The organism is Nakamurella panacisegetis (assembly GCF_900104535.1).
In the GTDB taxonomy this organism is placed as follows: domain Bacteria; phylum Actinomycetota; class Actinomycetes; order Mycobacteriales; family Nakamurellaceae; genus Nakamurella; species Nakamurella panacisegetis.
Genome location: NZ_LT629710.1, coordinates 2,524,012 through 2,544,773, shown reverse-complemented (window position 1 = coordinate 2,544,773; position 20,762 = coordinate 2,524,012). Strand labels below are relative to the sequence as shown.

The 20,762-nt window shown below is 69.2% G+C and carries 23 protein-coding genes, 1 tRNA gene and 1 pseudogene; 13 read left to right on the top strand and 12 right to left on the bottom strand.

All coding sequences use genetic code 11. The features are described 5' to 3' along the window. Positions 1-24 precede the first annotated feature (24 nt). Complete coding sequence (nth, locus tag BLS97_RS11180; RefSeq protein WP_407938052.1) at positions 25-789, bottom strand: endonuclease III; 765 nt, start codon at positions 787-789, stop codon at positions 25-27. Between the two features lie 257 nt (positions 790-1,046). Here nth and BLS97_RS11175 point away from each other — a divergent pair, with 257 nt between their 5' ends. Together BLS97_RS11175 and BLS97_RS11170 are read left to right on the top strand one after the other, a co-directional pair. Further along, positions 1,047-1,283 carry a hypothetical protein gene (locus BLS97_RS11175; RefSeq protein WP_090476035.1) on the top strand — a complete coding sequence of 79 codons (237 nt, stop codon included), beginning with the start codon at positions 1,047-1,049 and terminating at the stop codon, positions 1,281-1,283. A gap of 179 nt (positions 1,284-1,462) precedes the next feature. Next, complete coding sequence (locus tag BLS97_RS11170) at positions 1,463-2,137, top strand: Crp/Fnr family transcriptional regulator (RefSeq protein ID WP_090476034.1); 675 nt, start codon at positions 1,463-1,465, stop codon at positions 2,135-2,137. Between the two features lie 60 nt (positions 2,138-2,197). On the opposite strand, the gene BLS97_RS11165 is transcribed toward BLS97_RS11170, so the two are convergent. From BLS97_RS11165 to BLS97_RS11155, 3 genes are read right to left on the bottom strand one after another with little or no spacing between them, the layout of a single operon-like run. After that, positions 2,198-3,139 (bottom strand): putative RNA methyltransferase, encoded by a 942-nt coding sequence (locus BLS97_RS11165; RefSeq protein WP_197676126.1) that lies wholly within the window; start codon positions 3,137-3,139, stop codon positions 2,198-2,200. Next, positions 3,136-3,924 carry an MBL fold metallo-hydrolase gene (locus BLS97_RS11160; RefSeq protein WP_090476033.1) on the bottom strand — a complete coding sequence of 263 codons (789 nt, stop codon included), beginning with the start codon at positions 3,922-3,924 and terminating at the stop codon, positions 3,136-3,138. The genes BLS97_RS11165 and BLS97_RS11160 overlap by 4 nt, the downstream gene beginning before the upstream one ends. Then, positions 3,921-4,703, bottom strand: coding sequence for an NUDIX hydrolase (locus BLS97_RS11155; RefSeq protein ID WP_090476032.1), 783 nt, complete (start codon positions 4,701-4,703; stop codon positions 3,921-3,923). The genes BLS97_RS11160 and BLS97_RS11155 overlap by 4 nt, the downstream gene beginning before the upstream one ends. Before the next feature lie 75 nt (positions 4,704-4,778). On the opposite strand from BLS97_RS11155, the gene BLS97_RS11150 reads away from it, so the two are divergent. Then, positions 4,779-5,525, top strand: coding sequence for an MBL fold metallo-hydrolase (locus tag BLS97_RS11150; RefSeq protein ID WP_090476031.1), 747 nt, complete (start codon positions 4,779-4,781; stop codon positions 5,523-5,525). Positions 5,526-5,547: 22 nt separating this feature from the next. Here BLS97_RS11150 and BLS97_RS11145 read toward each other — a convergent pair whose 3' ends face one another. Next, complete coding sequence (locus tag BLS97_RS11145; protein WP_090476030.1) at positions 5,548-6,003, bottom strand: RidA family protein; 456 nt, start codon at positions 6,001-6,003, stop codon at positions 5,548-5,550. Next, complete coding sequence (locus tag BLS97_RS23240) at positions 6,000-6,173, bottom strand: hypothetical protein (RefSeq protein WP_090476029.1); 174 nt, start codon at positions 6,171-6,173, stop codon at positions 6,000-6,002. The genes BLS97_RS11145 and BLS97_RS23240 overlap by 4 nt, the downstream gene beginning before the upstream one ends. A gap of 104 nt (positions 6,174-6,277) precedes the next feature. On the opposite strand from BLS97_RS23240, the gene BLS97_RS11135 reads away from it, so the two are divergent. Genes BLS97_RS11135 through BLS97_RS11125 form a run of 3 tightly spaced genes read left to right on the top strand, consistent with a single transcriptional unit; the run spans position 6,278 to position 8,699 of the window. Then, positions 6,278-6,526 carry a hypothetical protein gene (locus BLS97_RS11135; RefSeq protein WP_090476028.1) on the top strand — a complete coding sequence of 83 codons (249 nt, stop codon included), beginning with the start codon at positions 6,278-6,280 and terminating at the stop codon, positions 6,524-6,526. A gap of 17 nt (positions 6,527-6,543) precedes the next feature. Beyond that, a complete protein-coding gene (locus tag BLS97_RS11130) occupies positions 6,544-7,587 on the top strand; it encodes an ArsA-related P-loop ATPase (protein WP_090476027.1) in 1,044 nt (347 codons plus the stop codon). Then, on the top strand, positions 7,584-8,699 hold the full coding sequence (locus tag BLS97_RS11125) for an ArsA family ATPase (protein WP_090476026.1): 1,116 nt from the start codon (positions 7,584-7,586) through the stop codon (positions 8,697-8,699). Before BLS97_RS11130 ends, BLS97_RS11125 begins: the two co-directional genes overlap by 4 nt. Here the strand turns inward: BLS97_RS11125 and BLS97_RS11120 are convergent. Continuing rightward, positions 8,692-8,982: a WhiB family transcriptional regulator gene (locus BLS97_RS11120; protein WP_231988525.1), complete on the bottom strand. Its 291-nt coding sequence runs from the start codon at positions 8,980-8,982 to the stop codon at positions 8,692-8,694. The genes BLS97_RS11125 and BLS97_RS11120 overlap by 8 nt on opposite strands. Positions 8,983-9,463: 481 nt before the next feature. Here BLS97_RS11120 and BLS97_RS11115 point away from each other — a divergent pair, with 481 nt between their 5' ends. The 3 genes from BLS97_RS11115 to BLS97_RS11105 all read left to right on the top strand — a co-directional run bounded on the left by BLS97_RS11115 (position 9,464) and on the right by BLS97_RS11105 (position 12,901). Next, on the top strand, positions 9,464-11,866 hold the full coding sequence (locus BLS97_RS11115; protein WP_172832261.1) for a penicillin-binding protein: 2,403 nt from the start codon (positions 9,464-9,466) through the stop codon (positions 11,864-11,866). A gap of 10 nt (positions 11,867-11,876) precedes the next feature. After that, entirely contained in the window at positions 11,877-12,752 is an 876-nt protein-coding gene (locus BLS97_RS11110; RefSeq protein WP_172832365.1) for a metallophosphoesterase, read from the top strand. A 72-nt stretch (positions 12,753-12,824) separates the two neighbouring features. After that, positions 12,825-12,901, top strand: a tRNA-Pro gene (locus tag BLS97_RS11105). Here BLS97_RS11105 and BLS97_RS23485 read toward each other — a convergent pair. From BLS97_RS23485 to BLS97_RS11085, 4 genes are all read right to left on the bottom strand, one after another. Continuing rightward, positions 12,880-13,200: a hypothetical protein gene (locus tag BLS97_RS23485; RefSeq protein ID WP_197676125.1), complete on the bottom strand. Its 321-nt coding sequence runs from the start codon at positions 13,198-13,200 to the stop codon at positions 12,880-12,882. The two genes, BLS97_RS11105 and BLS97_RS23485, sit on opposite strands and share 22 nt — an antisense overlap. A gap of 189 nt (positions 13,201-13,389) precedes the next feature. Further along, a complete protein-coding gene (locus BLS97_RS11095; protein WP_157695356.1) occupies positions 13,390-14,175 on the bottom strand; it encodes a hypothetical protein in 786 nt (261 codons plus the stop codon). Between the two features lie 260 nt (positions 14,176-14,435). Beyond that, positions 14,436-15,482 (bottom strand): hypothetical protein, encoded by a 1,047-nt coding sequence (locus BLS97_RS11090; RefSeq protein ID WP_090476022.1) that lies wholly within the window; start codon positions 15,480-15,482, stop codon positions 14,436-14,438. Positions 15,483-15,696: 214 nt separating this feature from the next. Continuing rightward, a complete protein-coding gene (locus BLS97_RS11085; RefSeq protein WP_090476021.1) occupies positions 15,697-16,530 on the bottom strand; it encodes an SH3 domain-containing protein in 834 nt (277 codons plus the stop codon). A 330-nt stretch (positions 16,531-16,860) separates the two neighbouring features. Between BLS97_RS11085 and BLS97_RS11080 the strand changes: the two genes are divergently transcribed. The 4 genes and pseudogenes from BLS97_RS11080 to BLS97_RS23480 all read left to right on the top strand — a co-directional run. Continuing rightward, positions 16,861-17,403, top strand: coding sequence for an FHA domain-containing protein (locus BLS97_RS11080; protein ID WP_172832260.1), 543 nt, complete (start codon positions 16,861-16,863; stop codon positions 17,401-17,403). Next, on the top strand, positions 17,390-17,590 hold the full coding sequence (locus BLS97_RS11075) for a hypothetical protein (RefSeq protein ID WP_090476019.1): 201 nt from the start codon (positions 17,390-17,392) through the stop codon (positions 17,588-17,590). The genes BLS97_RS11080 and BLS97_RS11075 overlap by 14 nt, the downstream gene beginning before the upstream one ends. Beyond that, positions 17,587-19,965 (top strand): serine/threonine-protein kinase, encoded by a 2,379-nt coding sequence (locus tag BLS97_RS11070; protein ID WP_090476018.1) that lies wholly within the window; start codon positions 17,587-17,589, stop codon positions 19,963-19,965. Before BLS97_RS11075 ends, BLS97_RS11070 begins: the two co-directional genes overlap by 4 nt. 72 nt (positions 19,966-20,037) lie before the next feature. Beyond that, positions 20,038-20,294 (top strand): annotated as a pseudogene (locus tag BLS97_RS23480) (transposase); the annotation flags it as partial. Positions 20,295-20,384: 90 nt separating this feature from the next. Here the strand turns inward: BLS97_RS23480 and BLS97_RS11060 are convergent. Next, positions 20,385-20,579 carry a hypothetical protein gene (locus BLS97_RS11060; RefSeq protein ID WP_090476017.1) on the bottom strand — a complete coding sequence of 65 codons (195 nt, stop codon included), beginning with the start codon at positions 20,577-20,579 and terminating at the stop codon, positions 20,385-20,387. Positions 20,580-20,762: the final 183 nt, after the last annotated feature.

The following is a 20,762-nucleotide window of genomic DNA, read 5'->3' as shown; positions in this document are numbered from 1 at the left end:
GGAAGTCGCCCCGAGACGCGTCGGTCACGTCTCGTCGGCCAGCCCGACCAGGGCCAGCAGGTGCGGACGCTCCGGCCCGGCGACCAGCTGCGCAGCCAGGGCCGGCTCGACCGGACCGGCTCCGTAGGACGGACACAGATCGGCGATGAAACAGGCTCCGCAGGCGGGCTTCTTCGCGTGACACACCCGACGGCCGTGATAGATCGCCTGATGGGAGAACATCGTCCAGTCGGCCGGCGGAATCATGGCGTTGAGCTCGAACTCGACCTTGACGGCGTCCGTCTCGGTGGTCAAGCCCCAGCGGCGGACCAACCGCCCGAGGTGGGTGTCGACGGTGATCCCCGGGACGCCGAATGCGTTGCCCAGGATCACGTTGGCCGTCTTCCGGCCGATGCCGGGCAGCGTGACGAGATCTTCGAGCGTCCCGGGCAGCACGCCGCCGAACCGTTCGACGACGTCGCGGCCCAACCCGATGATGGAGTTCGCCTTGTTCCGGAAGAACCCCGTCGTCCGGATCATCTCCTCGAGCTCGGCGCGATCGGCCCCGGCATAGTCGGCCGCGGCCGGGTACTTCGCGAACAGCGCCGGGGTCACCATGTTGACCCGCACGTCGGTGCATTGCGCCGACAGAATGGTCGCCACCGCCAGGTCCAGCGGCGTGGTGAAATCGAGTTCGCACACCGCATCCGGGAACTCCAGGGCCAGCTGCCCAGCGATCTTGCGGGCCCGGCGCGTCCGGGCCAGCGGTGTGGCCGGCACGGTGGCCCGCTTGATCCTCGGGGTTCGCACCGGCACGGCGACCGGGTCGGTGACGGCGACCTGATCGCCGGTTGTCCTTGGCACGATGCCAGCGTCCCACAAGGGACCGACATCAGTGCCGTGCGGCCGACGAGCCGGGACGCTTCGGGGCCGGTCGGCCCGGGACGGGGCGCCGCGACACCGCCCTGGTTCCTGGCCGACCGTCGCGGCCGAGTGACCCGATAGACCGACGAATCCGAGCGTTCCGCCACCGGGCACCGGCCGCCGGATGCGATGATGACCCGATCATGACGGTCTTCCTGGTGCTCCTGTTCCCGCTCCTGCTGATGGTCTTCGCGCTGCTGATGAGCCGCGTCGAGGACCGGCTGCGACCTGCCCTGGTCACCGAGGACGAGGTCGGTGAGTTCCTCGACCAGGCGCGCCCGGAAGAGGTCAACACCCTGATCCGCGAGGGCTGGTCCGGTGCGCTCGACCGCTTCCGGCTGCGCCGTCGCCCGCGCGGCCGCAAGGTTCGCCGGGGCTGACCTCGGGACCGCTCGAACCCGTCGCTCTCCGGCCCGCCACGCCCGCGCGTTTTGCGCCCCAGCGTGTGCGCAGGGCAGTTGCCGTGGTGGAATGTGATCTCTGGCTCCGCCAGTAGGCACTGTTCGCTCGTCTGCGGACAAGAATGCTGCGCGAAGGCAATTGCTGATCAGGAGGACACGTGGAGGAAACCCTTGCCAGGGCCGGCATCTTCCAGGGGGTCGACCCGGATGCCGCGTTGGCGCTCGGGTCGCAGCTGGAATCGGTCGAGTACCCCCGCGGTAGCTCGATCTTCTCGGTGGGCGAGCTCGGCGACCGGCTCTACGTGATCCTGTCCGGCAAGGTGAAGCTCGGACGCAACTCCCCCGACGGCCGGGAGAATCTGCTGGCCATCATGGGTCCGTCCGACATGTTCGGCGAGCTGTCGGTCTTCGACCCCGGTCCCCGCACGTCCAGCGCCACGGCCGTCACCGACGTCCGCCTGGCCACGATGGACCGCGCCGCTCTGCGGGAATGGATCGCCAAGCGCCCGGAGATCGCCGAACAGCTGCTCCGCGTGTTGGCCCGCCGTCTCCGGCGCACCAACAACAACCTCGCCGACCTGATCTTCACCGACGTCCCCGGACGCGTGGCCAAGGCATTGCTGCAGCTGGCTCGCCAGTTCGGCCAGCAGGAGGGCAGTCACCTCCGGGTCACCCACGACCTGACGCAGGAGGAACTGGCCCAGCTGGTCGGCGCCTCGCGCGAGACGGTCAACAAGGCACTGGCCGACTTCGGGCACCGCGGCTGGCTGCGCCTGGAAGGCAAGAGCGTCGTCATCCTCGACGCCGAACGTCTTTCCCGCCGGGCGCGCTGACCTCCCGCTCACAGCTCACTCAGGGCCGGTAGCGGCGTCCGCCCACGGGTGGACACCGAACTACCGTCCAGCCGGCTTCTCGAACGTGCTCACGGTGACCGTTGCGGTGACCGGTAACGGTTCCGGCAGGGCCTCGACCCGCGCGGCCAACCCGTCCGCGGTCAGGTGCCGAGCGCTCGGGCCCATCCGGACCAGGGCGGAGACATCGGCCCGGGTCAGGCTCATCGCGAACTCGACCACGCGGTGGCCGACCGGGGTCAGCAGTCCGTCGAACGCGGCGACCAGACGGTCGGCCTTGCCCTCGTCGACGGTGAGCATGTCTATGCGATCCCGGAGTTCACCCAGGTGCTTCGGGTTCGGCGTGACGGCGATCAACCGACCGCCGGGTCGCAGTACCCGGCGCACCTCGGACGGATCGCGCGGCGCGAACACGCTCAGCACGGCACCGAGCGACTCCGACCGGATCGGCAGCGACGACCAGGCGTCGGCCACGACGCTCAGCACCCGCCGGTCATGGGCCGCCCGGCGCGCAGCGAACTTCGACGAGTCCAGAGCGATCCCCACCTTCGCCCCGGCCAGATCCCCCGTCGCCCCGGCCAGATCCCCCGTCGCTCCGGCCACATCCCCCGTCGCCCCCGCATCCAGGACGGCGCTCAGGTAGTAACCGGTCCCGGCCCCGATCTCCAGCACCGGCCCCGACACCGGGCCGAGAGCCGCCGCGATGGGGGCGTAGTGCCCGGCCCCCAGGAACTGCTCGCGGGCGGTGACCATGTCCGAACTGTCGCCGGTGTCGGTCCGCGCCCGGGCGGCGAGCAGGGCGACGTAGCCCTGCCGGGCGATGTCGAAGGTGTGCCCGTTCTGGCAGGTGAAAGTGTCGTCATCACAGGTCAGGCCGGTCCCGCAGTGCGGGCAGGCCAGAGCGGCCACCGCGGCCGGCGGGTACCGGTGGGTGGGGTGCCGCACGTGGTGCAGGGCGGCGGCCCGCACGTGTCCGGGCTTCACCCGGAGGTGCGGAGGTAGGCGAGCTGGGCGGCCACCGACAACTCCGCCGCCCCGCGCACGGCCGGCTCGATGTCGGTGTAGACCAGATCCGTCACTGCGTCGACGCCGGCGTCTGCGCCGAGCACCAGCAGCGCCGCCCGGATCGAGTCCAACCGCTGCTGCCGGTGTTCGTAGTAGTCGCGGCAGACGGCAGCCAGATCCGGCAGTTCGGGGCCGTGGCCCGGCAGCACCATGGCGCTGCCCAGACCGGCCAGCCGGTCCAGCGACTCCAGGAAGGATCCGAGGTCGCCGTCCGGATACGCGATCACGGTGGTACCGCGGCCCAGGATCGTGTCACCGGTCAGGACCGCACCGGGCCCGTCGGGCTCGGGCAGATGGAACGACACCGAATCATCGGTGTGACCCGGCGTGGCCAGTACCCGGATCTGCAGACCCGCCGCCTCGATCAGCTCCCCGTCGACCAGCGGGAGACCGCGATGGCAGTGGCCCGGGTCGGCCGCCCGGACGGGCGCCCCGGTGATCTCGGCGAACCGGCGCGCGCCGGCCGTGTGGTCGAGATGGCGGTGGGTGATCAGCACAAGTTCGACCGGCCCCTCGGCGGCCAGCGTCTGCAGGTGCTCCTCGTCCAGCGGACCGGGGTCCACCACGACGAACCCCACCGAATCCGGGCCGGCGAGCAGGTAGGAATTGGTTCCGTCGAGCGTCATCGGGCCGGCGTTGTCGGCCAGCAGCACGCTGACCCCGTACGTGACGCCGCGAACGCGGCCGACCAGCGGGTGCGTCATGTGCCCTGCCTCCGCAAGGAGAAGACCCGGCCGTCAGCTTCGATCTCCAGCGGCTCCCCGGGCCGGCTGCGGACCACCGGCGTGAGCGGGGTGACCGTCTTGCTCTGACTCATCGCCCACTGCACGGTGCCGGCCCGCTGGAGATCGATCAGCATGGACAGGGTCGGCGGCATCATGGCGAGCTGACCGCCGGCGTGCTCGGCCAGCAGGTCCACCGGTCGCGCCCACCGCCCGGATTCGGCCTCGGAGGTGAGCATCTGCGCCTCCTGGCCCTCCGGCTGTGCGGCCAGGAAGAAGAAGGTGTCGTAACGGCGCGTGTTGCCCGGCGGGGTGATCCAGTTCGCCCACGGCCGCAGCAGTTCGGACCGGAGCCTGAGCCGGTGCGGGTCCATCACCTCGCGAAGGGTGCTGCGGTGTTCGGCCACGGCCTGGCGTTCGGACTCGCCCAGGCCACCTTCCGACAGCAGGACGCCGGTCTCTTCGAACAGTTCCCGCACAGCCGCCACCACCAGAGCCGACGCCAGATCCTGCTCCTTGGCCAGCGCCGTCGCCCACCAGCGTCGGTCGGGTCCGGACCAGACCGGGGCGTCATGGTCTCCAGGGTCGACGCCACCACCCGGGAACACGGTGACCGAGGGGGCGAAGGCCATGCCGGCGACGCGGTGCATGACGAAGACCTCGAGGCCGGCCGACCCCTCGCGCAGCAGCATGACGGTCGCCGCCAGGCGCGGCTCGACCGGTTCGGCACCGGCGGGCCCATGGGGACTCTGTTCTGCCACGACGTCACGCTAGCCCGCCCACCCGCCGGTCATCCACGCCGACACCGGATGTTGCCCTGCACATAGGCTGCCGTGATGAGCCGGACGATGGTGGAGGTGGCATCGGGGGTGCTGGTCGCGACCAGCCGCCGGGAGGTCACCACGTCCACCGTCGTGGTGCACGCAGGCACGGCGTTGCTGGTCGACCCGGCCTGGGATCCGGACGAACTGTCGGATCTGGCCGACTTCCTGGAGGAGTCGGGGTTGCGGGTGGAGGCCGGCTTCTCCACGCACGCCCACCACGATCACGTGTTGTGGCATCCCGGGTTCGGCGGCCCTCCCCGGTGGGCCTCGCCGGCCGCCGCCGACCTGGTGGCCGAGTACCGCGGCGAACTGGTGGAGGCATTGGGGCCGAGTTGGCCGGTGGCCTTGATGCCACTCGTCGGGATGGTTCGGCCGCTGGACGGCGACGTCCTGCCGTGGGACGGGCCGCGGGCCGAGATCGTCGTCCACGACGGGCATTCCGCCGGGCACGCCGCGGTCTGGTTGCCCGGGCCCGGCGTGCTGCTGGCCGGTGACATGCTCAGCGACGTCGAGCTGCCGTTGGCCCAGGAAACCGGCCTGGCCGCCTACGACCAGGGCCTCACGGTGCTGCTGCCCTACGTGCGCCAGGCCCGGGTCCTGGTGCCCGGACACGGGCATCCAACATCGGATCCCATGCGGCGGTGGGAGGCAGACCGCCGGTATCTCGACGCCGTTCTGGCCGGCCACGAGGTGAGCGACCCGCGGCTGGCGAACATGGGCATGCGTGACGCCCATGCCGCCAACCTGGCGGCCGACTGACCACTGGGGCCCGGCCGGATCCCTAGCGGACCTCGAAGATCGCTTCCACCTCGACCGGGGTGCCCAACGGCAACTCGGCGACACCGACGGCCGACCGGGCGTGACGACCGGCTTCGCCCAGTACCTCCACGAACAGGTCGGACGCGCCGTTGATGACACCGGGCTGCGCGGTGAATCCCGGGGCGGAGGCCACGAAACCGACCACCTTGACCACGCGGACGACGTTGTCCAGTCCGACTGCGGCGTCCACCGCGGCCAGCGCGTTCAGCGCCGCGAGCCGGGCGTAGCCCTTGGCGTCCTCCGGGCTGATCTCGGCACCGACCTTGCCAGTGGCCGGGAGCTTGCCGTCGACGAACGGCAGTTGCCCGGACGTGTACAGCATCGACCCCGACCGCACGGTCGGGACGTAGGAACCGGCGGCGGCCGCGGGGCTCGGCAGCTCGATGCCGAGTTCGGCCAGACGATCGGCGACGGTCATGCGCGCTCCCGCTTCAGGTAGGCGACCAGCTGCTCGGGGTTGGGTCCGGGGACGACCTGGACGAGTTCCCAGCCGTCCTCTCCCCAGGTGTCCAGGATGGCCTTGGTGGCGTGCGTGAGCAGAGGCACGGTGGCGTACTCGAAGGTTCGCCGGGTGGCGGGTGTCGTCATGGGAACAACTCTAGGGGCTGACCGGCCGATCACCCGGACCAGCGCCACCCGGGCCCGCGGTTGTCTCGTCCGGGCCGCGCCGCACCGGGGATAGTGTGGCGCGCATGGACGGGTGGCACGCCCTGGCGGCCGGGGTCGAGGCGCTGATCCTCGGGGTGCTGGTGCTGCTGCGCTACGACACCCTGCGCGATCGGCCGGCCTGGACCCTGGGCCGGGCGACCAGGGCGGCGGCCAAGCTGGCCGTCGTCGTCCCGATCGGATTCGTGGCGGTGCTCTTCGTCCCGATCTGGGTCGGGTTGATACTGATCGCCGTGCCGGCGGTCACTGTGGGCGTCATGGCGCTGTCGAGCTGAGGGGAACCGGACCCGACATGACTCCCCGAGAGGCCGCGGACGCGGCCCCCCGCACCAGGATCGACCCCGACGCGTGGCCGGCGGCCGCCCGCCGCGCGCGGCTGCACGTCGTCACCGGGAAGGGCGGAACCGGCAAGACGACGGTCGCGGCGGCCCTGGCCCTGGCGCTGGCCGCCGACGGCAGGCGGGTGCTGCTGGCCGAGGTCGAGGAGCGGCAGGGCATCGCCCGGCTGTTCGACGTTCCGCCGTTGCCCTACGAGGAGCGGAAGATCGCCGTCGCCTCGGGTGGCGGTGAGGTGCGGGCGCTGGCCGTCGACATCGAGGCCGCCCTGCTCGAATACTTCGCGATGTTCTACAACCTGGGCTTCGCCGGGCGGACCCTGAAGCGGATGGGAGCGGTCGAGTTCGCTACCACCCTGGCCCCGGGCCTGCGTGACGTCCTCCTGACCGGCAAGGTCAAGGAGACGGTGACCCGGCGCGGTCACGATGCCCGGCCGGTGTACGACGCGGTGGTGATGGATGCCCCGCCGACGGGCCGGATCGTGACGTTCCTCAACGTGACCGTGGCCATGGCCGATCTGGCCAAGCGCGGTCCGATCCGGAACCAGGCCGACGGGGTGGTCGAACTGCTGCACTCGGCCGACACGGTGGTGCATCTGGTCACGCTGCTGGAGGACATGCCGGTGACCGAGACCCTGGAGGCGATCACCGAACTGCGCTCGGCGGACCTGCCGGTCGGTTCGATCATCGTCAACGCCGCCACCGTCTCGCATCTGGGCCCGGCCTCGCTCAGGCCGGCGGCCGAGCACCGTCTCGACATCAACCGCCTCGGCGCGGGACTGGCCGGCGCCGGTATCGATCCTGACCCCGAGCTGCTGGACGGGCTGGCCCAGGAGACGGCCGACCACGCCATCCGGGTACTGGCCGAGCAGGAGTGCCGCGCCCAGCTCGCCGCGGCCGGGGTGCCGATGCTGTCGTTGCCGCGGCTGGTCGACGGGGCCGATCTCGGCGGGGTGTACGAGTTGGCCGACGAGCTAGCCGGACAGGGAGTCGGGCGATGAAGGCGCCACTGGATCTGGCCGGGGTGCTCACCGACCCGTCCGTCCACGTCGTGGTCACGTGTGGTTCCGGCGGGGTCGGGAAGACGACGACCGCGGCGGCGATGGCCCTGTACGCGGCCGACCAGGGACGCAAGGTGGCGGTGCTGACCATCGACCCGGCCCGCCGGCTCGCCCAGTCGCTCGGACTGGGCGAACTGGACAACGTCCCCCGCAAGGTCGACGTGGTGCACGCCGATGACGGCGGGGAACTGTGGGCCATGATGCTCGACACCCGGCGCACGTTCGACGAGATGGTGTCGTCCAACGCGAACGCCGATCACGCCGGGAAGATCCTCTCCAACCCGTTCTACAAGACCATCTCGACCTCGTTCTCCGGCACCCAGGAGTACATGGCGATGGAGAAGCTGAGCCAGTTGGCCGCCACCAACGAGTACGACCTGATCGTGGTCGACACTCCGCCGTCCCGCTCGGCGCTGGATTTCCTCGATGCGCCGCAACGACTCTCATCGTTCCTCGACGGCCGGATGATCCGCCTGCTGGCCAGCCCGGGCCGAGGCGTCATGCGGATCGTCGGGGCCGGCTTCCAGATCTTCACCAAGGCCGTGACGTCGGTGATCGGCGGCCAGATGCTCAGCGACGCCGCGACCTTCGTGCAGCTCTTCGAGGGAATGTTCGGCGGCTTCCGGGAGCGGGCCCAGGCCACCTACGACCTGCTGCGCTCCTCGCGGACGGTGTTCGTGGTGGTCGCGGTTCCGGAGCCGGATGCCCTGCGCGAGGCGTCGTACTTCGCGGATCGGTTGCGGGCCGACCGGATGCCGTTGGCCGGGCTGATCCTGAATCGCACCCATCCACCGACGGCGGATCTGGATGCGGCCAGCACGGCCGCGGCGATCCGCGACGCGGCCGGTTCGTCCCCGCTCACCGCGGCGGCCCTGGGCATCCACGCCGACCGGCTCAACGTACGGGCCCAGGAGCAGCGCATCCGGGCCCGGCTGGACCGGGCCCACCCCGACCTGCCGGTGGTGGAGGTGCCGGCTCTGGCCTTCGACGCGCACGACCTTCCGGATCTGCGCATCATCGCGGCCCGGTTGACCGGCGGAGCGATCAGCTAGCCGCTTCCGCCGTGGCCGATGCCCTGGCCTCCTCGAGCAGGGGACGCCAGCTGGTGACCTCCGGGGACTTCTTCAGGACGGCGCGGCGCTGCCGCTCGGTCATACCGCCCCAGACGCCGTACTCGATCTGGTTGTCCAGGGCGTCGGCCAGGCACTCCAGGCGCACCGGGCAGGCCTGGCAGATCTTGGCGGCGTCACGCTGAGCGGCGCCGGTGACGAAGAGCGCATCCGGGTCGGCCCCGGCGCAGACCGCGCGGACCGTCCATTCGGAGTCGCGGAGCAAGGTGGTGATGGCGGGCCGGCCGGCCTCGATGTCCTGCCCGCCGTAGCTCGCAGAGACACCGGCGTCCTCGGGGACAACGCTCAGCGTGGGTCGGACCATCTTCGACACATCCCTTCTTGCTCCTCGCGGAGCTCTGACATCGATCGGTTGCGCCGGGCGCCCCACCTGCACTGGAAGTGCTCCCGCAGCCATTCGTTCAAACCGACCCCCGGATCGGGTGGCCGGTGACGACGGCAGTTGTGACGCAGCCCGCCTCCCGGGCGTTCCATGTCGGGAAGAGCAGGGATCACCGAACGCAGATACGTCCCGTTCGGAGGAATCTGTGTGGCCTGCGCCTCCACCGGGTGTCAGGCGACCCGGGCCGCCGTCACCGAACGTGACCAGCAAGTGGCGTGCTCGTGGTCCGGACGGGAGGAAACCTCGACCTCACCCTGGCCCCGGTAACCTTGCCGACGTGCGAGTTCTAGGTGGTATCGGCCGATTGACGATCGCGACTCTGCTGGCCGGAGTGCTGGTCGCGGGTCTCCTGCTGCCGTATTCGCTCGGGCTGGGGCTGGCGTCCAACAAGATCACCGGCGCCTTGGCGGCCACCAACGAGAACGTCCTCGACGGGGTGATCCCGGAGCGCAGCGCCATCTACGACAACACCGGCACCAACCTGATCACCTACGTCTACGACCAGAATCGACAGATCGTCCCGAGCGCGAAGATCTCCCAGACCCTCAAGTCGGCGATCGTCGCCATCGAGGACAAGCGCTTCTTCATCCACAAGGGCGTCGACTGGCGCGGCACCGTGCGGGCGCTGCTGAGCAACGCATCCGGCGGGCAGCAGGGCGGATCCACGCTGACGCAGCAGTACGTGAAGAACTACCTGTTCCTGGTGCAGGCGAAGACCGATGCCGAGAAGGCCGCGGCCATCGCCGTCACGCCGGGCCGCAAGCTCCGCGAGGCCAAGCTGGCCTTGACCCTGGAGCAGAAGGAGACCAAGGACGACATCCTGACCGGCTATCTCAACCTGGTCGCGTTCCTGCCGAACGTCTACGGAGCCGAGGCCACCGCCGAGGCCCTGTTCGGGGTGCACGCGTCGGATCTGACCCTCGCCGAGGCGGCCATGATGGCCGGAATGGTCAACAACCCCAACAAGTACAACCCGACCGACCAGTCGTCCTACCAGGACTCCATCGACCGGCGGAACGTGGTGCTCACCCTGATGACCCAGCAGGGCTACATCACCACCGCCCAGATGCAGGCGGCCAAGAGCGACGACCTGCGCGCGGAGCTGAGCAAGCGCAAGTCGATCTCCACCGGCTGCGTCCCCCGCTCGGATGCGGTCAGCGACAGCCGTTTCACCAACGGCTACTACTGCCAGTACGCACTCGACTACCTGGCCACGGCGGGGATCAGCGCCTCGGCGATCGCCGACGGCGGGTACAAGATCGTCACCAACCTGGACAAGACCGCGACGACGAACGCGAAGACCGCCGTCAACAAGACGGTGTCGCCGACCACGTACAAGAACATCGCCAACGTCATGGCGGTGGTTCAACCGAACTCCAACCGGAAGGTTCTCGCCCTGGTGGCGAACCGGCCGTATGGGCTCGACACCACCAAGGGTCAGACCGTGCAGAAGCTGACCACCACGTTCGCGCCGCTCGGTGCCGGTTCGACGTTCAAGATCTTCACCGCCGCGGCCGCGCTGAAGGCCGGCCTTGGCATCAATTCCAAGGTCGACAACCCGGTGCAGTACGCCAGCACCATCGCCCCGGCCCACGCCTTCCACAACAACACCGACAACGCCGAGACCTTCCCCACCCGGCTGTCCATCACCGATGCCCTGGCTACGTCCCCCAACACCGCCTTCGTCGAGTTGGAGGACAAGCTGACCCTGCCGGTGGTGGTGAACATGGCGGTCGCGCTGGGCATGAAGGGCTACAACCTGCCGGCCGGCCAGGTCGACACGTTGTTCACCGGCAGCACCAACACCTACGCCCAGGAATTGGTGACCCAGAAGGTGGCATCGTTCACCCTGGGTGTCACGCCGGTCAGCCCGCTGGAACTGGCCAACGTCGGGGCCTCGCTGGCCGACAACGGTGAGTGGTGCCCGCCCAACCCGATCAACATCGTGACCGACCGCAACGGCGGGGTCGTCACGGTCAAGGCGCCGGCCACGTGCACCCAGGCGGTCAGCCCGGACATCGCCAACGCCTTGGCCCGGGCCATGGGTGAGGACATCGACGGCAGCAAGGGGACGGCGAACCAGTCGGCCAAGGCGGCCGGCTGGAACCTGACCCCAGGGACGGCGGCCGGGAAGACCGGCACCACCGGCGACTACAAGTCCTCGGCCTTCCTGGGCTTCACCCCCAAGTACAGCGCGGCCAACCTGACCTGGGACTACACGCCCAAGCCGAAACCGATCTGCATGAACCCGCCGAAGGCCGCGACCGACCCGCTGGCCTTGACCGCCGCCGGAACCTGCACGGTCGCCCAGGCGAAGAGTTCCGAGGGCAACACCACCGCGACGATCACCGGTATGACGGGCGGATCGGTCCCGGCCACGACCTGGTTCCAGGCCATGCTCGGCATCCAGAAGGCCGACCCGACCTACGACCAGGCCAACCCCACCCTGTTCCCCCCGGCCAGCGGTTACTCGGTCGACGGCGACCCGAAGACGGTCGTCCCGAACGTCGTCGGGGAGCTCTCCACCCAGGCTGCGGCCGATCTCCAGGCCAAGGGCTTCGTGGCCGATCTGCAGATCGAGACGCAGAGCCAGTCGGTGGCGGTCAACCACGTGACCCGGCAGTCCCCGGCCGGTTTGGAGAATGCTCTGCCCGGCAGCACGGTCACCGTCTACTACTCGGCGGGACCCACGACCAGTGGCGGCTGATCGCGCCCTGATGAGGTCGGCCGCCGCAGTGGCCGGGACCGCCGCCGCCGGCCTCGTCTACTCCACCGTGCTGGAACGTCGGTGGTACGCCCTGCGCCGGGTCGAGGTGCCGGTGCTGGAGCCGGGGGCATGGCCGATCCGGCTGCTGCACTTGTCGGACCTGCATATCACGCCGGCCCACCACCACAAGGCGGCGTGGGTGAGTGCTCTGGCTGACCTGCGGCCCGACCTGGTGATCAACACCGGTGACTCCCTCTCGCACCACCAGGCCGTCCCGATGGTGGTCAAGGCGTTCGGAACGCTGCTGGACGTGCCGGGTGCGTTCGTCTTCGGCAACAACGACTACTACGCTCCGCGGCCGAAGTCGCCGCACCGGTACTTCTTGAAGTCGACTCCGCTGCCCAAGACGGACCCGCTGCCGTGGCGTGATCTCCGGGCCGCCCAGGCTGAACGCGGTTGGGTCGACCTGTCCAATCGCAAGCAGGTCCTCACCGTGCGTGGGCAGCGGATCGCGTTGGCCGGAGTGGACGACCCGCACCTCAAGCGCGACCGGTACGCCGAGATCGCCGGCGCGGCCGACCCTGACGCCGTGGTCCGGATCGGCGTCGCCCACTCCCCCGAACCCCGGGTCCTGGACGCGTTCGCCGAGGACAGCTACGACCTGGTGGTGGCCGGGCACACCCACGGCGGCCAGCTCCGCATCCCCGGGTACGGGGCCATCGTCACCAACTCCGGCATCGACCGGGGTCGCGCCCGCGGGCTGTCCCGGTGGGGGGCCGACATGTGGCTGAACGTCTCGGCCGGCCTGGGCAACTCGCCGTACATGCCGGTCCGGTTCTGCTGCCGCCCCGAGGCCACGCTGCTGACGCTGGTGCCAAGAGCATGAATCCCAGCCCACCTCGCCGGTCAATCTGGTTCGGAGCACCCCGTCGGATCGGATAGACTTTTCGAGGTTCACCGGGGTGTGGCGCAGCTTGGTAGCGCGCTTCGTTCGGGACGAAGAGGTCGCAGGTTCAAATCCTGTCACCCCGACCAGTGACACCGCAGAAGAAGGGCCAGCCTACGCCAGTCGGAGGCTGGCCCTTCTTCTGACCTTGGGCAGTTTTCGGCACAACCGCTGCAGACGCTGCCTGATCAAGCGCGATTGCGACGAGATCCAGGTCGTCGGGAAACAGGTCCGCGTAGACGTCCAGCGTCGTCGCAGCCGACTTGTGCCCCTGCATCATCTGCACTGACTTCACGTTGGCGCGGCGTTGGCGCTTGCGCACGATCGCCGGCTCGAGCAGACCCTGGGGCCCAATCGGGTCGACCCCCTCAGATCGGGCCTGCTCCACCAGGGCCTGGCCGAACGGCTGCTGATCAATCCGTTCCGATTCGGCATGGCATCGATGATCTCGGTTCCTTCCCGCCAAGCTGAGCGCGGCGTGTCAAGGACCAAGATCATGTACACCCTTCCCCGGATACTCCCGATTTGTGTGCTCACGCTGGTCCTTAGAACCAGATGATTTGGCGACCGAATAATCTCACGGGGCGGCGATCTTGAGCAGTTTCAGTTGGTGGCCGTCCCAGTCCAGGGTTGCGGTGTAGTTGCCGCTGGCCTTGCCGGTGTGGGGTCCGTTGTCAGGTGAGAGGGCGTTGCCGTTGGTGGTGGTGTAGTGCAGGTCCATGTGGTAGTTGCCGGTGACGGCGAAATTGCCGTGGGCGGTGTCGAAGGAGACGAGCGCGCCCTGCACGGGGTCGCTGGTGAGGGTCCATTGGGCGCTGGTGACTGTGCCGACTTGGATCACGGCGGCGCTCTGAGGGCAGTTGGGGATGGCCAGGCCGCCTGCGGTGAGCGGAACGGCAAGGGTCGCGCAGTCGGTGAAGCCGGCCTTGACGGCGGTCAGAACCGCGGCGTCCGCGACCTCGGTGGGGCGGGCGAAGGGCGGCAGGTTCGGGGCAGGCTCCGCGGCGGCCGCGTCGCTGGAGAGGAATTGGACGTTCTGGAATGAGTGTCCGTCCCACGTCATGGTGGCCGCCGCGATGCCACCGACGTAGTCGAGGAAGGGCCGCAGACTCTGACCGCCGATCGTGTAGGAGACGTCCATCTGGTATAGCCCGAATACAGTGACCTGACCGGCCGCAGTCGCTACGCCGGGCTGGGCAGGCGCGGGGACGGCGACGGCGTAGTCCAGGGGTCGGTTGAGGACCCTCCAGTGCGCGGTAAGGGCTTCACCGGCGGCCAGGCTTTGGGGACAGTTCGGCGGCTGCAACGAGGTCGACTGGGCGCAGGTCAGGAACGCGACGGTGGTGGCGCGAATCGCCTGCACGGACCAGTCCAGCGGAAGTCCCGGCGGGACGGACGTGGAGGGTAGCGGGATCGGCGGTGTGCATCCCGGCAGTGACGCGCAGGGCATGGCTGTTGGGGTTCCAGGCTCGGTGAGGTTGGAACTGCAGCCGGCTGCTAGGGCGCAGGCCGCGACCGCGACCGCGACCGCGAGTAGCCCACGTCGCAGGGGGCCGTTGGTGGCAGCGGTCGGTGGATGTGCGGTCATTGCGGACCTCCGGATGACGGGCGAGCGGTGGCTGGTTATCGGTCGATTGTGACCAGGGTGAGTTGCTGCCCGTCCCATGTGAGGGTGGCGGTGTAGGTGCCGGTGCTGCGGGATGTGCGCGGGCCGGCGTAGGGGACGTTGGCGATCACACTGTTCAGGGTCATGTCGTAGCTGCCGGTGAGCGCGAAATTGCCGTGTTGGGTGTCGAAGGACACCAGCGCGCCCTGGATGGGGTCGGCGTTGAGGACCCAGCTGGCGCTGACGGTGTTCACGTCCAAACCGCCGAGCAGTTGTTGCGGGCAGTTGGGGACGGCGGGCGCTGTGCTGTGGATGCCGACCACGGCCGAAAGCGGCATCTTCAACGTCACGCATTGCTTGAATCCTGCTGTGACAGCCTGCAGCACGGCGGCGTCGCTGACCTCGGCGGGGCGGCTGAACGGTTTGACGGTCACCGAGGGCAGATCAGTGAGCAGAGCACTGTTCTGGGGGAACGCGACGTTGGACACGGCGCTGCCGTCCCAGGTCACGATGGCCGCCGCGGTGCCGCCGATGTAGTCGCGGTAGGGGCGTAGGCCCTGGCCCGCGAGGGTGTAGGAGACGTCCATCTGGTACAGGCCGAAGACCGCGACCCTTCCCGCGGAGTGGGCGCCGCCCGTTTCGCCGGGTGGTTCCATCCGAACGGCGACGGCGTGCTCGAGGGGCTGGTTGAGCAGGTGCCAGTGGGCGGTGAGGGCATCGCCGTAGGTGTTGACTGCTTGGGGGCAACCCGGCGGCGTGAGGGTGGCGGCCTGCGCGCACGCCCGCAGGCCGGCGGTAGCTGCGCGGATCGATTGGACGGACCAATCGGCCGGCAAGCCGGGCGCCGAGGCCACAGATTCTGCTGCGGTCGCCGAGCCGGTGAGCCGGCCCGGCGGTGGCGCGGAACGCACACCGGAGGCGACCGAGACGTCCCGGATCGGCGGACCGGACGCGGTGGGCGGCGGCGAGGCGGTGCCGCCGCACCCGGCCAGAACGACCAACAAGGCGACGCCCACCAGCGCCCCCAACAGTGTCCGGGCGGCTGGGCCGGTCTCTGTGTTCATGACAACCTCCAGGTCGGTTGCTGTGCTCGGCCGTGCCGAGCGCAACGGTGGCAGTGGTGGGATCGAGAGTCTGGGGAGTTCGGGCCACCGGGAGGTGGCGGCCCACACTCGAGGCCGGGCGGCGGTTCTGATCGCGCTCAAATGACTGCCGGTCGCCATGCTCGGCACGTGGTCGCAGTCTTTCGGCCCAGATCCGACGGTGGTCGGGCTTGGGTCAACTGCCGATGGGCCGGGACCAGCCGAGGTACCGATTAGTCAAGTAGCCGGTCACCGGGTACTGCCTGACGGGTAGCCGTTGCCCGTCGAAACCGTAGGTTCCCACTTCCTGGCCGCCACCGATAGAGACCGCAACGTGTCCGTAGGCGCCGCCAGCGTAGAAGACCAGCGCCCCAACCGGCGGGTAAGGATCCAGGTGGATGCGGCCGTTGTTCTTCTGCCAGTAGTAGTCGGCCAACGCGGAACCGAACTGGAACCGGAATCCTTCCGCCTGTTGAACGAATGCTTCGCACAAGCCGCTCCAGGGGCGATGAAAGTAATCGCTCCATGTCGGGTCCGGGGAATTCTTCTCGCCGACGGCCCAGTTGGCGGCGTTCTGCATCTGCGGGGTGACAGCCGGCGACGGTGCGGGCGGGCCAGGCGTCGCAGGTAGGCAGGGCAGTGTGCCAGGTGCGTAGTTGTTCCAGGATGGGGTGGTGGTCAGGTAGTCGGTGATCGCACCGACGACGCCGTTGCCGAATTGCACGCTGTCCCAGGTAGCGTTGCCGCCGATGTTGGTGCCGCCCTGCCACTGGCAGCGCAGGGTGAAGGTTGCGCCCGCGGGTTCACCGCCGATGACGGCGGCGTTGGTGCCCGGGCCGCTGCGGACGTTGACGGCCGCCGTGGTGGAGAAAACGCCGGTGGCCGAGGCGATACCGCCGCTTTGCAGGGCGACCACGCAGCTGGCGGCGACCGCGGCGGCGACCAGGACGGCGCGCCGGACCCAGCCCCCACGGCTGGTGGCGGCGCCAACCGCCGCATCTGGATGCATCATCCTTCGCTTGCGCTCCATCTCTTTTGCTCCTTGCCTAGGGGGTCAGTCTCTGGTTGCCGTCGGTGACGGCGCAGGTGGACGGAGGTGCTGCGCGCCGTGTCAGTCCGGCGGGGCCGTTGGCGGCGGGAGTTCCGCGCGGCGGGGCTTCGCGGCGGTGCAGGAAGTTGTTCCCAAACGGTGGCACCCGCAGTCCGGTGTTGGCTGCGGGCATTTCGGCGTTAAATGTGTGGGTATCGGTTCCTGGTGTGCAGCGGCATCGGCCGCGTTGATGTCAATCGGGATCACCGGCGATGTGGCTGGAACCACGCATCGTGGACAACGGCGTGGGTCCTCTCGGTGGAGGCGCGGATGGTCCGGCTCGAGGTGCATGACGGCAGCCGCCGCCGGACCGTGTCCGTGATGGTCGACCCGGTCCGGATCGGGCGGGACGAGACCTGCGAGGTCCAGCTCCCCGGAGATCCCACGGTGTCCCGGCTGCACGCCATCTTGCGGACCCAGGACGGGCACTGGGTGGTGCAGGACGGTGGGAGCCGCAACGGCACCTACCTCAACGGGCGCAAGGTGTCCGGTCCGGCCGCCATTCGCTCATGTGATCGGCTGTTGATCGGCGACTACGTCGTGGTCTTCCAGGGCGACGAGGACGCTCCGGTGCAGACCATCGACGCGCAGGGGCGGGACCTGACCCGGACCCGGCTGGAGACAGGTTTGTCGGCGCGGGAGCTGGATGTGCTCCGGCTGGTCTGTGCCGGGCACGGTGACCTGCAGGTGGCCGGCGAGTTGTTCATCAGTGTCAAGACGGTGCATTCGCATCTGGACCGGATCCGCGACAAGACCGGCTGCCGCCGCAGGGTTGAGCTGGTCCGTTACGCGATCGATCATGGCATCGCCTGAACACCCCGAGGACACCCTCGCCGCGACCGCCCCGGCCGCGGGGGGTGCGGCACCCCGCGGGCTGCCCACGGTTCCCGCGCGGGTGCGGGTGTACCGGCCGCGTCGTTACCGGGCCCGAGCCTTCCTGTACGGGTTCGTCGTCGCTGCGCTGCTCGTCGCCGCCGCACTGATGTGTTGGCTCCGATGAGGGAACAACGCCGTGGTGATCAACCGGCCCACGTGGGCCGCTACCGGGTGAGCGCGGTGCTGGGATCGGGAAGTTTCGGCACCGTCTATCTGGGCTCTGACCCGACCATCGGGTCGCCGGTCGCGGTGAAGGTGCTGGACCGAGATCGCACCGACGACCAGGCGTCCATGGCCGCATTGCGGTCCGAAGCCGATGCGATGCGGCGCATCCAGGATCGGCATTGCGTCCGGGTCATCGACGTCGTCGATGAGCCCGATGTCACCGCGATCGTCACCGAATTGATCGACGGCGCATCGCTGCGGGCCGTGCTGACCCGCGCCGCCGGTCGGCTCACCGGCCCGCAGGCATTGGACGTCATGCGCGGGGCCCTGCTCGGTTTGACTGCGGTACACACCGCAGGCCTGATACATGGCGACGTCAAACCGGACAACATCCTGGTCGACCGGCGGGGAGTGTCCCGGCTCATCGACTTCGGCCTGGCCCGCCCGCAGGGGGCGGTGTCAGCGGACGGCTCGGTGGCCGGTTCGCCGGCATACATGAGCCCGGAACAAATCACAGGCCATCAGGTAACGGGACGCAGCGACATCTACGCCTGCGCGGCGGTGCTGTTCGAGTTGCTCACCGGGCGCCGCCCCTACGTATCGGACCGGGTGGTCGACGTTGCCCGGATGCACCTGAACGCACCTGTGCCCGACCCCAGGGAATTCGAACCCACCCTCGCCGCCGATTTGGCGCAACTGTGCATGAAAGGGCTGTCCAAAGACCCCGCCGACCGGTACGCCACGGCCGCGGACTTCCTGGCCGCCCTGGAGCAGGCCGCCCAGCAGAGGTACGGCGCGGCGTGGCGAACCGGCCTCGGCCTGGGAGCCCTGGCCGGCGCCGCCGCCGCCCTCATCACCCACGCAGTCGCACAGACGGACTCGGTTTCCCCGCCGATCACAACGACCCCCGAATCCGTCTCAAGCCGCACCCCAGCCGCTGGGCATCGCCCCCGTTCTTCGTCGGCCCGCAGGATCAGCCGACTCACCAGACGGTCCCGGATCGGCGCGTCCGCCGTAGCGGCCGTAGTCGCCACCGCCGTCATCGTCGTTGTCGCCGGGAAGATCACTTCCCATCCGTCGGCTGCTGCGGGAACCGCAGAGGCATCCACGACGGCTGGGCCCGCTTCCGTCACGACAAACCTTGTTGGGCAACCACCAGCAGGCGGGCCGACCACACCCGACACCGTTGCCCACCCCACCCTCCCTGCCACCACCTCGACGAAAAGCGAGCTGACCACCCACTCGACCGGTCCGGCGCCCCCACCTTTGCCTGCCGTCGGTACCGGGGAGTCCACCACCGCCCGCGCGACGGCCCCGGCCCGGGCGTTCGCCGCAGTGGCTGCGCACGCCTTCACCCCGGTCGCTGCCGTTGCCGCGAATACCTACTACAGCGCCAGTTGCCCAACATCGCCAACCTGTCTCGCCGTCGGCAAGGACGCGGCCGGGCAGCCGATCCTGAGCACAACCACCGACTCCGGCCTCACCTGGCACACGACGTACCCCCCTGTTGCCTACGCGCTCGGGCTGATCACCTGCACCAGTCCAGCGCACTGTATCGGCGCACAAGACACCGGCCACAGCGACGCCCTCGTCGTCTCCGATGACGCCGGCGCCACCTGGCAGCCCGCAAGCGCGCCACCGCTGAGCGCACTGCACAGCACGAGCTGCCCCACCGCGAACGACTGCCTCGCCGTCGGCGGCGACGAGCGGTCCGGGCTGGCCGAATCGGTGGCGAGCACCGACGGCGGCCACCGCTGGCATCCCGTTACCGCGCCCGGGCCCGCCATTTCGCTCGACTGCATCGACGCCACCCACTGCTGGGCCGTCGGGACACGCGCGTGGTTCAGCGCGGACCTTGGCCAGTCCTGGCGCACGATCCCTCTTCCCAGCGACTTCGACCAGGCCACCGGCGCGCCCCCGCCCACCGGCCCAGGCCGATTCTTCGGCGGCGAGAGAATCGTGCTGAATGGGGTCGCGTTCGGCTCGGACACAGACGGCATCGTCTTCGGCGGCGCGCAATGCGGAGGCCAGGGCGTCACAAAATGCGCATCCGCCCTGTTCAGCACGCACGACGGCGGAGACACCTGGACCTTCTGGGCGCTGACGGACGTCACGAGATATGGCGACGGCACCTTCGCCGTATGTCGCGACACCGCCTGCCTGCTCCGCACCGACACGTTCACCAACTCCGTTCTTGCCAGCACCACCGACGGCACCACCTGGACCACCCGACAAACCTTCGACGGCTACCTTGCCGGGCTCGCCTGCGCCCCCGCTGGCGGCACGTGCCTCGCCCTGGCCAAGACCGGCATCTACGTCAACCACATCGGCTGACAGCCGGTGCATTCACAACTCAGGGCCGCGCAACCGAAACGGTGCACCGGCACCACAATCCTTGACTGGCACATGGAGATCGAGGTGCCGCGGGACCGGGCTGGCACGTTCGAGCCGCCGATCCCGGGAGGAGCGGCAGCGCCGACTGGCCGGGGTCGATGAGATCGTGCCGTCGTTGTACGAGAAAGGCTTGACCGCCGGGGAGATCTCGGCCCACTTCCAGGAGAGCTACGGCGGCGGCGGTGTCCAAAGAAACGATCTCGCGGATCACGGACAAGGTCATCGAAGAGATGACGACCGGGCAGACCCGGCCCTTGGGCTCGATTTACCGCGGCAGATCTACGTGCAGGTGGAAGACCTGGTGGAGTGGCTGCGCCGGGGGATGAAACCGGGCCCGACAATGCCGGTCGCCATCGCCCCTACAGGTGCTCCAACTCCTGAACGTCCCCGTCGAGGGAATGCAGAAATATTCGAGCCGGCCCGGAACCGCGGGCCAACTCGGCAATGTGGGTCAGGGCCGGGGAGAGCGCCTCATGGGCATCGAAGACCGTTTGACCGTGACGACACGCCCACGTGCCATCTCCCTGCTCCATCACCCGAAAGAACCATGCCATCCCACCGACGGTAGGTGGTTGTCGCCAGGGTGCCAAGGGACCAAAGACCCTTGTCGGGATACTCCTTATACCCGAGGGCGACGCCGGATGGGTGTTTGTCCCCTGCATTTACCACACCATCGTCTACCCGGCCGGTCCGGACTCTTCGTCCACATCCGGCCAGATCGTCTGGTCATAGGATTC

Coding starts and splice junctions, on each gene's coding strand:
- BLS97_RS11175 (WP_090476035.1), top strand. CDS start 1,047: ATGACGGTCTTCCTGGTGCTCCTGTTCCCGCTCCTGCTGATGGTCTTC.
- BLS97_RS11160 (WP_090476033.1), bottom strand. CDS start 3,924: ATGACGCACCCGCTGGTCGGCCGCGTTCGCGGCGTCACGTACGGGGTC.
- BLS97_RS11150 (WP_090476031.1), top strand. CDS start 4,779: ATGAGCCGGACGATGGTGGAGGTGGCATCGGGGGTGCTGGTCGCGACC.
- BLS97_RS11145 (WP_090476030.1), bottom strand. CDS start 6,003: ATGACCGTCGCCGATCGTCTGGCCGAACTCGGCATCGAGCTGCCGAGC.
- BLS97_RS23240 (WP_090476029.1), bottom strand. CDS start 6,173: ATGACGACACCCGCCACCCGGCGAACCTTCGAGTACGCCACCGTGCCT.
- BLS97_RS11135 (WP_090476028.1), top strand. CDS start 6,278: ATGGACGGGTGGCACGCCCTGGCGGCCGGGGTCGAGGCGCTGATCCTC.
- BLS97_RS11130 (WP_090476027.1), top strand. CDS start 6,544: ATGACTCCCCGAGAGGCCGCGGACGCGGCCCCCCGCACCAGGATCGAC.
- BLS97_RS11125 (WP_090476026.1), top strand. CDS start 7,584: ATGAAGGCGCCACTGGATCTGGCCGGGGTGCTCACCGACCCGTCCGTC.
- BLS97_RS11110 (WP_172832365.1), top strand. CDS start 11,877: ATGAGGTCGGCCGCCGCAGTGGCCGGGACCGCCGCCGCCGGCCTCGTC.
- BLS97_RS11090 (WP_090476022.1), bottom strand. CDS start 15,482: ATGAACACAGAGACCGGCCCAGCCGCCCGGACACTGTTGGGGGCGCTG.
- BLS97_RS11085 (WP_090476021.1), bottom strand. CDS start 16,530: ATGGAGCGCAAGCGAAGGATGATGCATCCAGATGCGGCGGTTGGCGCC.
- BLS97_RS11080 (WP_172832260.1), top strand. CDS start 16,861: ATGGTCCGGCTCGAGGTGCATGACGGCAGCCGCCGCCGGACCGTGTCC.
- BLS97_RS11075 (WP_090476019.1), top strand. CDS start 17,390: ATGGCATCGCCTGAACACCCCGAGGACACCCTCGCCGCGACCGCCCCG.
- BLS97_RS11070 (WP_090476018.1), top strand. CDS start 17,587: ATGAGGGAACAACGCCGTGGTGATCAACCGGCCCACGTGGGCCGCTAC.
- BLS97_RS11060 (WP_090476017.1), bottom strand. CDS start 20,579: ATGGCATGGTTCTTTCGGGTGATGGAGCAGGGAGATGGCACGTGGGCG.